Source organism: Lentilitoribacter sp. Alg239-R112 (genome assembly GCF_900537175.1).
GTDB lineage: Bacteria > Pseudomonadota > Alphaproteobacteria > Rhizobiales > Rhizobiaceae > Lentilitoribacter.
Window position 1 is genome coordinate 2,494,067 of the sequence record NZ_LS999833.1, and the last position, 13,101, is coordinate 2,507,167.

General features: G+C 39.0%; 14 protein-coding genes. All 14 read left to right on the top strand.

From position 1 onward, the window contains the following. The first annotated feature begins 5 nt into the window (after positions 1-5). Positions 6-599 carry an SIS domain-containing protein gene (locus tag G3W54_RS12375; RefSeq protein ID WP_162653334.1) on the top strand — a complete coding sequence of 198 codons (594 nt, stop codon included), beginning with the start codon at positions 6-8 and terminating at the stop codon, positions 597-599. Then, the gene (locus tag G3W54_RS12380; RefSeq protein ID WP_162653335.1) at positions 596-1,345 is read left to right on the top strand and encodes a hypothetical protein; all 750 of its coding nucleotides are present in this window, start codon (positions 596-598) and stop codon (positions 1,343-1,345) included. The genes G3W54_RS12375 and G3W54_RS12380 overlap by 4 nt, the downstream gene beginning before the upstream one ends. A gap of 23 nt (positions 1,346-1,368) precedes the next feature. Continuing rightward, complete coding sequence (locus G3W54_RS12385) at positions 1,369-2,055, top strand: class I SAM-dependent methyltransferase (RefSeq protein ID WP_162653336.1); 687 nt, start codon at positions 1,369-1,371, stop codon at positions 2,053-2,055. Further along, positions 2,048-3,037, top strand: a complete 990-nt coding sequence (locus G3W54_RS12390; RefSeq protein WP_162653337.1) for an aminotransferase class IV — start codon at positions 2,048-2,050, stop codon at positions 3,035-3,037. The genes G3W54_RS12385 and G3W54_RS12390 overlap by 8 nt, the downstream gene beginning before the upstream one ends. Beyond that, positions 3,034-3,876: a sugar phosphate isomerase/epimerase family protein gene (locus G3W54_RS12395; RefSeq protein ID WP_162653338.1), complete on the top strand. Its 843-nt coding sequence runs from the start codon at positions 3,034-3,036 to the stop codon at positions 3,874-3,876. The genes G3W54_RS12390 and G3W54_RS12395 overlap by 4 nt, the downstream gene beginning before the upstream one ends. 31 nt (positions 3,877-3,907) lie before the next feature. Next, positions 3,908-4,663 carry an SDR family oxidoreductase gene (locus tag G3W54_RS12400; RefSeq protein WP_162653339.1) on the top strand — a complete coding sequence of 252 codons (756 nt, stop codon included), beginning with the start codon at positions 3,908-3,910 and terminating at the stop codon, positions 4,661-4,663. Between the two features lie 31 nt (positions 4,664-4,694). Further along, positions 4,695-5,528 (top strand): SDR family oxidoreductase, encoded by an 834-nt coding sequence (locus G3W54_RS12405; protein WP_244627886.1) that lies wholly within the window; start codon positions 4,695-4,697, stop codon positions 5,526-5,528. 74 nt (positions 5,529-5,602) lie between these two features. Continuing rightward, entirely contained in the window at positions 5,603-7,063 is a 1,461-nt protein-coding gene (locus tag G3W54_RS12410) for a polysaccharide biosynthesis C-terminal domain-containing protein (protein ID WP_162653340.1), read from the top strand. Next, complete coding sequence (locus G3W54_RS12415) at positions 7,063-8,355, top strand: polysialyltransferase family glycosyltransferase (protein ID WP_162653341.1); 1,293 nt, start codon at positions 7,063-7,065, stop codon at positions 8,353-8,355. Before G3W54_RS12410 ends, G3W54_RS12415 begins: the two co-directional genes overlap by 1 nt. A 144-nt stretch (positions 8,356-8,499) precedes the next feature. Next, entirely contained in the window at positions 8,500-9,468 is a 969-nt protein-coding gene (locus G3W54_RS12420; RefSeq protein ID WP_162653342.1) for an FkbM family methyltransferase, read from the top strand. Positions 9,469-9,721: 253 nt separating this feature from the next. After that, positions 9,722-10,519, top strand: a complete 798-nt coding sequence (locus G3W54_RS12425; protein WP_197742825.1) for a glycosyltransferase family 2 protein — start codon at positions 9,722-9,724, stop codon at positions 10,517-10,519. Next, positions 10,516-11,490, top strand: a complete 975-nt coding sequence (locus G3W54_RS12430; protein WP_162653343.1) for a hypothetical protein — start codon at positions 10,516-10,518, stop codon at positions 11,488-11,490. Before G3W54_RS12425 ends, G3W54_RS12430 begins: the two co-directional genes overlap by 4 nt. Positions 11,491-11,496: 6 nt before the next feature. After that, positions 11,497-12,021 carry a hypothetical protein gene (locus tag G3W54_RS12435; RefSeq protein ID WP_162653344.1) on the top strand — a complete coding sequence of 175 codons (525 nt, stop codon included), beginning with the start codon at positions 11,497-11,499 and terminating at the stop codon, positions 12,019-12,021. Beyond that, positions 12,018-13,094 carry a glycosyltransferase gene (locus G3W54_RS12440; RefSeq protein WP_162653345.1) on the top strand — a complete coding sequence of 359 codons (1,077 nt, stop codon included), beginning with the start codon at positions 12,018-12,020 and terminating at the stop codon, positions 13,092-13,094. Before G3W54_RS12435 ends, G3W54_RS12440 begins: the two co-directional genes overlap by 4 nt. Positions 13,095-13,101: the final 7 nt, after the last annotated feature.

Consider the following 13,101-nt stretch of genomic DNA (forward strand, 5'->3'; position numbering starts at 1 on the left):
GACCTATGTCAAATATTCATGAAATAAAATCCCTTATCGTATCTTCAATCTCTGTGAAGCAAGAACTCCTATCAGATGAAGGACTTTTGTCTCAACTTGATAATCTCGTATCATCTTGCCTTCTGTGTTTAAAATCCGGTGGAAAAATTATTTTCGCAGGAAATGGTGGCAGCTTTGCAGATGCCCAGCATTTGTCAGCAGAGTTCACATCTAGATTTCTTTTTGATCGTGCCCCATTGGCCTCTGTTGCCCTTGGTACAAATAATTCCGCGCTTAGTTCCATGGCGAACGACTACGGTTATGACAAAACATTCTCGCGGGAGTTGCAAGCAATCGGCAAGAAAGACGACGTCTTTATTCCAATCTCAACCAGTGGACACAGCCCCAATATCATTGCAGCGGTAGACAAGGCAAAAGAACTAGGCCTCACCACCGTTGTATTAACCGGGAAGAGTGGTGGAAAGCTTCGAGGCAATAGCGATTGTATTTGCATACCTTCAGATGAAACTCCACGTATCCAAGAGTGCCATATATTGATTGGTCATATTTTATGTGGCTTGGTAGAAGCTAAGTATTTCAATGAAAAAAATGCGACATGAAAAAACGTGTTGTACTAATTATCCAAGCCCGTATGGGTTCTACCAGACTTCCCGGAAAATCCATGATGGATTTAGCGGGCGCACCATTAGTCGGTCGTATTTTGGAACGTGTGAAACGTTGCAACGATATCGATGATATCGTTTTAGCTATACCTGATACAGAAAAAGATATGATTTTAAAATCATTAGCAAAACAGCACGGGATAAAAGTATTAGCAGGTTCTGAAGACAATCTAGTTGAGCGATATTATCAAGCAGCTCGTATGAGTCATGCAGATATCATCGGTCGCCTTCCTGCAGATAATGCAACTCCAGAACCTTCCGAAATTGATCGAATTGCCAATTACCACAGATCCTTAGATAGCCCGGGGTTTTCATCCAACCTTGCAGTTATCGAAAACTCTGGATATCCGGATGGGATTGGTGCCGAGATGTTTGATTTTTCACTACTAGCGGAAGTTCGAGCACGAAATTCTGATGCGAAATTGAATGAACATGTGCATCTAAATTTCTACGACTATAGCAATGGCAAATCTACCGACGCTGAATGGTGTCCAGTCAGAACCATCACTTGCCCTAAAGAATTCAGACGACCAGATATTGTACTCGACGTAAATACTGAGGAACAGTACGAATTCATGCGGGAGTTATATGAATATCTTTACCCTCGTAACCCAAATTTCCATATCACAGATATTATTCGATGGTATGATACAATTTACAACGGTAACTTAAAGTCTAATTAGATCAAATCAGGAGGGAGTATAGAATGTCAGAACGCTCAAAAGACTATCATGACTATGTGTTCCGAAATGGGAAGTTAGTCGGGGAATTTGATGCCATGTACGAAAATAGTGCCAAGACCCCGTGGAATCAGGATCAGCAAGAAGATTGGTTTGACGTTCGTGTAACAAAAGAGTTTTTACATGATCTAATCCCATTTTCAGAGATACATGATATGGGCTGTGGAACAGGGCATTATCTGGAGCTTTCTAGAAAAAATCTCGGTGATACAGAATGCAAACTGGTTGGTTATGATATCTCTCTAAATGCTACTAAGAAGGCGAAGGCTCTCTTCCCAGATAATACTTACATAGTGGCGGATCTAACGGGTGATGAACCTATAAGCAATGATTTGATGAGTTCTACACAATCAAGTCAACGCTTGTTTATTATCAGGGGGACACTTTGGTATGTTTTCCCAAAGCTAGATAACGTTGTAAAAAATATTTGTGGATTGATGAAGAGTAATGATCTGCTTTTGATTGTACAAAATTTCCCTCCATTATCGAATAATTTTATTGGTAAAGAGGTTATTCCAAATCATCTAGCGATCGTAGATAATTTCGAACCTTTCTTTCACTTAGTTCGACATATGTGGTATGAAAACACACAAAAATCAGCCAATGATAATTGGTTCATTGGACTATTCCAAAAAGGTAAAAAAAATGAATGAGCAGTCACGCGTTGTATTCATGAATGGCAAACTAATACCGGAATCCGAAGCAAAAATATCTGTCTATGACTCTGCACTTATGTTTGGTGATATGGTTTTTGAGATGACCCGCTCATTTAATAATAAACAGTTCAAATTACGTGAACATATTGAACGTCTTTATGCTGGTATAAAAATTCTGAGAATCCCGTTAGAAATGACTCCAGAAGAGATGGAAGCCGCATGCTACCAAACCATCGAAGCTAACGAACACATCTTTTCTGAAGGTGAAGAGCATCGCTTGATGATTGATGTCTCGCGCGGATTGCTGGGGATATACCAGGGGATTGAAGGGTTACATAAAGGGTCAAATATCATAATAGCTGACTTCCCCTTGCGTTGGACTGTTGCAGGTATGGGCGTATTGTTCGAACAAGGTATCAATGCCGTCATCACCTCGCAGCGGGCAATTCCTGGGCATTTGCTTGATCCCAAGATCAAAAATCGCAGCCGTATCCACTACCTTATGGCAAATATAGAGGCTGGCCAGTATGAAGGCGATAACAACTGGGCACTCCTTTTGGACACTGATGGATATATTGCAGAAGGAACTGGTGATAACTTTTTCATCATAAAGGACGGAGTAGTAATTACGCCGGAGAGTAGAAATATTTTACGGGGAATTTCTCGTGACTACGTGATTTCTGAATTATGTCAACAACTGGGAATGCAAGTAATTGAAAAAAATATTGAAGCTTATGATGTCCACACAGCTGATGAAGCTTTCATGACAGGTACACCGTTCTGCATGCTTCCTGTTACCTCTCTAAATGGATTACCAATTGGTGGTGGTAGCGTCGGAAAATGCTTTAATCATCTGATTGATCTCTGGGGTCATAACACTGGCATTGATATAATCGGACAAATTCAAGGCTGGGATAATGAACGATCAGGAATAATTAATGCTGAAGCTCCAACACCATATAGCTTTAAAAGCAAATGAAGCAAAACATTGGCTTTATGCAAGGGCGACTTTCGCCAATAATTGATGGAAAAATTCAGGCCTTTCCTACAAAGCATTGGCAACAAGAATTTAAGCAAGCCCAAGACATTGGCTTGCAACTCATAGAATGGACACTCGATCAAACAGGTTTGCACGAAAACCCGTTTCTTACTCAGCATGGACAAGAAGAGATACGCAGCCTGTGCAAGCAACATTTGGTCACTATTCCGTCAGTTACTGGCGATTGTTTCATGCAAGCGCCTTTTTGGAAAGCTAATGGCACCGAACGAAAATCTCTTCAAAGAGATTTTATATCTATAGCTAATGCAAGTTCAGCTCTTGGTGTTCAATACATCGTTGTGCCCCTTGTGGATGGTGGTCGCTTAGAGCGCCGCTCAGAAGAAGACCTATTGATATCTTTCTTGACCGACCAAACAGCTTTTTTTGCGAAAACTAATCTAAAAATTGTATTTGAAAGCGATTTTACGGCAAACGATCTCGCTCGTTTCATTGACCGTTTTCCCGCTACCTATTTTGGTATCAATTATGATACTGGCAATAGTGCCGCTTTGGGATATGATCATAAGGCTGAATTTGAAGCTTATGGAGATCGAATCCTTAATGTTCATATCAAGGATAGAGTTTTGGGAGGAACAACAGTTCCTTTAGGCGAAGGTGCAACCAACTACGAAGTTATTTTCGATCAATTAGCTGCGATCGATTATCAAGGCAACTATATTTTACAAACGGCCCGTGCGAGCAAAAACAACCACGGAGAAGTCCTAGCAAGCTATCGAGATATGGTAATAGAGTGGATACAACATGCAAAACCGGGATAATATTCTTGGATGATTAAGTTGAAGGTAGATTATGAATTCTCAACTACGCGGTAAAGTCGCCCTTATATCAGGCTCATCTCGCGGTATCGGAAAAGCAATAGCCCATGCCCTTCATTCCGAAGGATGCAAGATTGTTTTAAACGGCCGCGATCCTGATGTGCTTATACAAACAACGACGGAGTTTCCCGATGCAATTAGTATTGTTGGAGATGTATGCGATCCCGTACAGGCTGCTCAAATTCTTAACGAGACAATAGCGCTTGCGGGTAAATTAGACATTCTCGTATGTAATGTAGGAAGTGGTAGTTCGGTCCCTCCTGGGAGCGAGACACATGAAGAGTGGCAACGTGTATTTGCAATAAACGTTTGGAGCACAACCAATTTGGTTGAGGCTGCACTCCCTGCCCTTGCTCAAAGTAAAGGCAGTATTGTTTGCATTTCTTCAATCTGTGGTAATGAAGTTATACCAAATGCTCCTGTCACATACTCAGTGGCAAAAGCTGCGTTGAATGCATATGTACGCGGCATTGCACGCCCGCTGGGAGATAAGGGGGTCAGAATAAACGCAATTGCGCCTGGCAATATTTTATCCGGCGATTCAGTTTGGTCGCGCAAACTTGCCGAGAACAAAACCGCGGTTGAAAATATGCTTGAAAAAGAAGTGCCAATGAAACGATTGGGAACGCCCGAGGAAATTGGCCATTTAGTAACCTATTTGTCTTCACCATTATCAGAATTTGCTACTGGAAGCGTATGGACATTGGATGGCGGGCAAACACGTTTTTAATCACGAGCAACACTTAGAAATGAGAACTTTGTTGAACCTAAAACACTTTGATCTTTCCCCAAAAAATGCCCTTATAACAGGGGCAGCAGGCCTGCTTGGTTATGAGCATGCTTTTGCTCTGTTAGAATGCGGCTCATGCGTAATATTGACAGATATTTCACAGCAAGCACTAAACGATGTTCGTGACAAACTGTTATCAAATTTTCCAGAGGGCAGAATTCTTACCTATCTGATGGATGTTTCAGATCCTAATTCCATCCAAAATATCGGCCGAGAGTTGGCAGCAAATTCTATATCCATTGATATTCTAGTTAATAATGCAGCGATCGACCCAAAGGTGACGGAAGGCAATAGTCTTATTGAATCATCTCGACTAGAGAACTTTCCGTTGGAACAGTGGAATATGCAAATTTCTGTCGGACTTACGGGTGCCTTTTTATGTTGTCAGGAATTTGGACCTCAGATGGCTAAGAATAATCATGGTGGTGTGATTCTAAATATTGCCTCAGATTTATCAGTTTTTGCGCCTGACCAGCGTTTATATCGGAAAGATAGTGTTTCAGAGAATTTGCAGCCCGTAAAACCTGTTACCTATTCGGTAATTAAAACAGGGTTAATTGGGCTCACTAGGTATATGGCGACCTATTGGACTGATCAAAATATCCGGTGTAATGCACTTTCGCCGGGAGGCGTTTTTAATGGTCAAGGTGAGGATTTTGTACAAAAACTTAGCAAATTAATTCCCATGGGTAGAATGGCAGAACACGATGAGTATCGGGCAGCAGTGCAATTCTTATGCTCCGATGCCTCATCCTATATGAACGGTCAAAATATTGTCATAGATGGCGGTCGAAGTGCATGGTAATCGAGCCAATTTACTGTCCACTTGTGGCTTACCATGACATCTCCACACGGAATCATTTTAGTTTGGGGTAGCCAATGAATACGTCAAAAAACGCTATTCAAACTTTTGCTAGCCATCTACTTATTTTTGTGCAAAGTTTGACCCTTACGCCTTTGATAATTAAGTTATCAGGAGTGGAAACCTATGGCGCATACATTTTACTTATGTCATGGTTGTCAATTATTTTCGGAATATCCGCATTTGGTGTAGGTGTAAATGCTAAACGCTATTTGCCTAGTACTGAGAAGAAAGATAAACGCGCTGATTTATTCTTCCCACAATTTTGGTTCCAAATTATCTCTATCGGGATTTTAGGATTAATTTCCATGGGCTTATTCAACCGGTTGAATTGGAACGGTTTAATCTCAATAGATTTTACGATTTGGTTGATTCCAATATATTTACTAGCCTATACAGTCTATAGTCAATCGGTTGACTATTTTAGATATACGGGCAGAGTCAGTATTTTCAATATCTCCGTAATCGTCCAATCTTACTTGTTCATCCTTCTTGCACTTGGCATTTATTGGGTGACAGAAATTTTTGTAGTAAATCAACTTATCACCTCATTGACTATTTCATGTCTCATCGTTGGTACAATACTTGCTTTTCGATTGATCCAAGAAATAGGCATGCGTTTCAAGGTTATAAATTACTCAGAACTTATCAATGAAATCAAACTTGGGTTTCCCCTAGTACTCGCCTATCTTGTGGATGTAATAATAGCTACCGGGGATCGATTTTTGATCGCAGGCATCCTATCAGTTAGAGATCTTGGTACTTACGCGCCAGCATATGCGCTCGGCTCTTTAATGATGGTATTACCTAAAGTTTTTGGAATTATTTTACCACCAATTTTGGCAAAACGGCTCGATAACAGCGATATAGCAGGAGGGCGGCGTCTAACTGAAAGTGCTGTCCGGATATTTTTGCTTGTGTCTATCCCATTTGTGTTTGGGGCAATAATTTTAGGAAAAGATATTCTCCGTTTATATGCGAACGAAGAAATTGCATTCAAAGCATGGCCTGTAATCCCCCTAATTGCAGTGGCTTCAATTTTCTACGGACTGATGTTGATTCAGATAAATGTCTTATTCGTGCGTTTACAAACTAGGAAAATGTTGCAAATAAACCTCATTAGCGCTGCATTAAGCGTTGGCTTAAATATAGTTCTTCTATCTATCTTTGAGAATATTATAGTTACAGCATTAGCCAGCATATTAGCATATTTTGTTGGATATATTCGACTGCGACGACAGTTAGTCAATGATAAGCTTTCTTTCCCTATTGATTATAATTGGATAATGATCGTGGGTTTAGCGAGTGCCTCCATGATGGCCATGCTCTATTATATACCCAATTTATTTCCCGATTCTTTGATGTTGGGAATTTTATTTAGGGTATCAGTTGGTCTTTTATCTTATTCTGCAGTAATATTATTAAGTTCGTTTGCACGCCACGAAATTGGATTGCTCTTCAAAGGAATCCGTACGTGATGACAGATCGCAATAATCAATACGAAAATCAAATTCTTGAAGACTCCCGAGAAATAATTCTTATGCAGCCGGGGCCATTTCATTTATTTATGACTACAGGTATTTTTTATGTTTGGCAGCTGAAAGATGATTTTGATTTTATCCTTGTCGTTTCGGAAGATTATAAACTGAGCGAAAAATTTCAAAAACTGATAGAGTTACCTTTCATTAAAAAAGTCGAATACCTCTCATCTGAACAGTCATTATTAAAACGCCATCGAAACCATGTTGATCTTCATCATCAAATTTTGATAGATTTTCAACCCACATATATCCTACTGCACGGGACAGTCCATATAGAAAGCTTATACTTAATCTGGTTAGCAAAAAAACTATACCCAAACACAAAATTTTTGCAATTCCAAACGGCAAGACTTTCGATAGATTGGGATGCAAATTTTCGACTACTGCGCTCCGCAGAAATCGAAGAACGATCTACGTCATTGCCCAGTTTTTTGCGGTCAACAAAAGCAATTGGTTTGTTCGTAGATATTCGCAACTATCTTTGGTATATCGTAAACTACAAAATTATCCCGTTTTTTACAACCGGAGGCGTATTCAAACCATGGATGAATGTACAAACTGGTAAAATCTACCCAGATGCATTCGATGATATAGACCTTTTATGTTATATGGATTGCGAAGCAGATATTTATCGCAAACTTGGGAAACCTAAAATAAATATTATTCAACATCCTATGCAGACGTGTTCAAAGGATGTTATTACATTTCTTAATGGCGAAACAGTCGAACTTGATCAGATTCTGATCGTACCAAGTTATGGGTTTACCTCAGCATTAAGGGAAAATGGATTAACTACGGCTCAGATAGTAGATCACGTCAGTAATCATTGGAAAGCTGCGTTAGAAAATTTATCTAGCAATTTCCCAAATTACACCACAATCATGAAGCTCCACCCTAGATCAAGCGAAGATCCTATATGGAAAGAAATTACTTCACGACTCATCGGTTATTTTCCCAACATCAAAATCATGAATTCTAATGTCAGTGCAGAATGGCTTGTCTACCAATCAAAGATAATTGTGGGTGATGTAACCACTGTTCTTTGGTGGGCTGCTCTGTATGGCAGCAAAACTGTTATAAGTCTGGATACTTTCAACTTTCCAGGGGGCGATGAAATGCGCCACTACAAGTCGTACATTTATTATATTAAAGATATTAAGGAAAAATTTCTTCTGACGCCAAAGAGTACAGATGATGCTAAGGCGGATATATCAGAATTTATTTTTTAACAGCCATCACTCGTATTCTAATCTAAAGAAATATGTACGAGTTTGCGAAAACTAACTAAACGAGGCACAAAAAATATTATGATATCTCCGTAGTATTTTATGATAGCTCAGACTGCGGGTCTATTCACACAGGAAAGAAAAAAGATGCGTCAACGAATTAATAAGTGGCTAACGAAACCTACATCACACAAACTAAAATCGATATTGCATCATTTAAATATTGTAAATTTATTTAGTAAATTAGCCGTGCGAATATTAAAAGCTTCCCATTCTATAATCATGTCTAATAAGTTGGGTAGAGAAATATTATATACAGCTTATCCTGAAAATAAACTTGTAGCTTGGTCATCGAAGAACGAACATTACCTTTTAAATAGTTCTGATAAAGTGATTGGCCTAAGTGTGTTTAGAGACAACGAAGCCTTTGATGTTAAGAAAATTTACATTGCACTTAATTATTTGCCCAAAACCCACTCCAGAAAAATTATATTCGATGTCGGCGCCAATATCGGAACGATCGGAATACATAGTATACACAACGACTTATTTGAGAGTTGTGTAGCCTTTGAGCCTGAGCCCGGAAATTTTCGCCTTCTAAAAGCAAATATTTCACTAAATGATCTGGATAATTGCATTACTGCTCATAATGTTGCCTTATCAGATAGCTCTGAAGGGTCTCTTCAATTTGAATTATCAAAAAACAATCATGGAGATCACCGAGTAAGAGTGAATGAAGCTCTAGGTAAGTTCGATGAATCCGAAAGGAATACGATAAATGTAAGGTGTGCTCGCCTGGATGATTACGCCCAAAAATTAACACAAGAAACATCCTTAGTATGGATGGATACTCAAGGATTTGAGGGGCACGTTTTAGCAGGTGGAAGTAAGGTAGTTGCGTCAGCTATTCCCTTAGTTATGGAGTTTTGGCCCTATGGATTGCGCCGTTCTGACAGTTTTGAATTACTATTAGATATTTTGGAAAAAAGCCCATACAAGATGGTAACAGATTTAGATAATCCAGATTTTCATAAAGAACTTAGCCGTGATATCTTAATGGAAATTGCCAATAGGCTTGAATATCAAGAAGGGCATACAGACTTACTCTTTTTATAAGAAAACTAAGATATAAATCACCTGCGTTGGTGTAGTAGGTTTTACATACCCCATAACGGAAACTATTCTATATCATTTGAATTGAAATGGGGGAATAATTTATGATTTCAACTAAATCGAATAACTTTTTTTGTTTTATAATACTATAAAATTTTGTAGATATCATCAAAAAGCTTTTGTTATTTTTTGACTTCAGTTTCTGCATCGGAGGGAGGCAACAATAGAGAACTTACATAAATACGCACCCCCCATTTTGACAATAAGTAAAAATAAGAAAGGACACGAGCGTCCCCTTGTTACAGTCGTAACGGTCGTTTATAATGGGTTGGCCGACATTGAAGACACAATCAAAAGTGTCCTAAAGCAAGATTATGCGCGTATCGAATATATTATCATCGACGGAAGCTCCACAGATGGCACAGTCGATTTGATTTCAAAATATTCATACCAGATAGACTACTTTATAAGTGAACCCGATCGTGGCATTTACGATGCAATGAATAAGGGGATTTCTGTAGCTACTGGCGATTGGATCATATTTATGAATGCTGGCGATTGGTTTTTGAACCCCAGTACTATTTCGAAGGCCATTTCTATGATCAACCCGGGAACAATCATTGCTGCCGGCGCAGTTGAAATTCGCTACCCAAATTTTACACGAACTGAGGTGGCTAGACGGCCAGACAAGCTTTGGAGCGGCATGCAGTTTTCTCACCAGTCCGCATTCATTCGTTTGGATTATCATCGTAAAAATTCATATGATATTAGACACCCTATTGCTGCTGATTTGGCGTTTATGTATCAAGCCCGAAAATCGGGTGTACACTTTCAAATACTTACAGAGGTCGTGGCTAGTGTAGTCACAGGGGGAGTATCGGAGAAGGATCGCGTAAGAACGATTAGGGATTCCTGTGAAGCTGTGTGCCAGGGTGAATTTAAGCCATTAACTAGAGTATACTATGGAATTCGAGTGCTTGATGCCAAATTAAGAAGCCTATTCAAGTGCGCCCTTCCCGAAAGCGTTGTTATTAATCTGATAAAACTAAAATGAAGACATCGCTGCACCCTATATCTGTAGTTACTCACGGTAATGAAAGAATCTATGCCTTAGTTGCCTTACTTGTTTTTTTCTTTAGCCTTCTGATATTACCAAGGTATTCCGGAGGTGATCAAGTAGGCTATACTAGCGCTTACGATATTATCGCCGGAATAGAACCAATGAAAGCTTGGTCTTATTATTTGGATTACATCACAAGTAACGAGCCTATCCATTTTGCAATTTCTATTATCGGTAGCACGCTCGCGATAAATAAAGACCTTTGGTTTTCGCTCTTTAACGCTATTCTTGCAGTCCAATTAATGCGTATTCTGCATCATTGGGGAGTTAATATATACCTTTCAACTTCGATGATTTTTACAAATTTTTATATTTTGGTTCTTTATTTGGCGGCTGAACGATTGAAATTTGGATTTCTTTTCATCGCTATTGCTCTCCTACCTAGAAAAGGAATGGGTTGGCGCATGAGTTTTATGATATTGTCTGTATTATCTCATGTTTCAATGCTCTTCCCTATTGCAAGTATTTGGCTGCTAACGACACGCAATATGTTCACTGACAAAAAACCTAAACCAATGGAATACACGTTTTTGGCATTAGCAATTCTATTAGTACTGCTGTTCTCCTTCACGCAGCAAGAATATCTTTTCCGAAAAGTAAATGCCTATATGCCCGACGAGATACCATTCAATCAACTGCTACCCATCTTGGCATTGGCTGTTTATTCAATCGTTAGGACAAAGGAATGGGTTTTTCCGACTTTGATTTTCTCGCCATTCTTTATCGGAATAGCAGTGGTTGGGAGCACTAGACTGAATATGTTCGTCTTTTTCTGTTTTTTGTTTTTAATGTATCGCGCAAAGCTCAAATACGATCCATTGCTTCTTTTGTTATTGTTATATTTTACGTATAAGTCGTTAGGTTTTTTGTGGAACATTTTTCAATATGGCAGTGGTTTTAAATAGTTAGTTATGATTAAAATTGGCCTATCCGAATTACTCTTTTTCTTTTCGCTTGCCCTTGTGATAGGTATTAGCATTCCTAATTATTTCGAACATAATATCCTTCGAGAAGAAGTATCGGCAGCGTTGGAAAACATGCATTCAACAAAAAAAACTACGGAAAACATTGCTATCCATGAAATAAAAAATGTTAACAATACCCCTCTCAAAGCTGCATCCAACTTTGTTCTTAAGGTTTCATTACCAAATGAGAAATTTGGCATAGATAAATATATAACTCTGATACCATTCATCATTCCACGCACCATAACTGGAACGGATTTCCGAAAAAGCAAATCAATTGCATCGCAAATGCGCCCACTCGAATTATTTGTAACAGGAGATGAAGTGCTAGATGTCCGGAAAAGGTTAACTATTGACGACTTTCGAATAATCTGGGTTTGCACGTCAAAACTCACAAAGACGGTTGATCCCTATATTTCTAAAAATTTAGGAACTTTAGATAGCCGGTATGCACCAGGTAAGTGCCGATGAAAAAGAGTAATTCTAAAGAGTTTTCACAGCCAACCATATGGGTTCACGCACCTAATGTTCATCAAGGAGGTGGATTAACATTACTTCGAGAATTATTGGCGGCGCTTAACATAAATGACAGATATTCTTTTGTACTCGATGGACGCCTTCCAGTGAAACCAAAGGGCGAACATGTTGTTTCGGTTAAATTGGTATCCCCTACTCTGCTGGGTCGTCTAGATGCGGAATTTTACATTCGAAAACATCTTCGTTCAAATGATCTATTACTATGCTTTGGAAATTTACCACCGCTTTTTCGATCAGTTGGAAAGAGTAGTGTCTATCTTCAAAATCGTCACTTGATTGAGCAGTCTTCACTCAGCAAGTTTAATTTTAAAGCCCGCCTTAGAATTAGACTAGAACGCTTTTGGCTTCGTTTTTTTTATCGTAACGTAGACAAATTCATAGTACAAACACAGACGATGGAATACTTAACCCGAAAACAATTTGGGCCAGATGTAAAAATAACCATATTTCCTTTCATGGCCAATTTACCTAAACTGAATAGCCAAAGAAGTTTAGGGAATTTGAAAAAGAACATTTTTTTATTTGTCTCCTCTGGTGAACCACATAAAAATCACCAGCGACTTATTGAAGCCTGGACTCAACTCGCAATTGATGGGATCTTTCCAAAGTTGTGTTTAACAATCAATCCGGAAAATTTTCCAAACCTTGTTGAATGGGTTGCATCTCAAAAGGCACAATATAATCTAGATATTGAAAACCTCGGCTCTATTGAAACCGACTCACTCGCAAAAACATACAGGACTGCACAAGCATTGATATTTCCATCAAAATTTGAGTCATTCGGACTGCCTTTGCTTGAAGCCCAAAGTTATGGACTTCCAATATTGGCGCCAGAACTTGATTATGTGCGCGATGTCATTGAACCAGCACAAACATTCGACCCCAAATCAGCGCTTTCAATTGCGAGAGCCGTCAAACGTTTCTTAGGTATAGAGAGTAGTGTTATACCTGTTAGAAATGCTGCTGATTTTCTTGAACACCTAAAAAAGTCGTTTTATGAAGGATAATTGAATT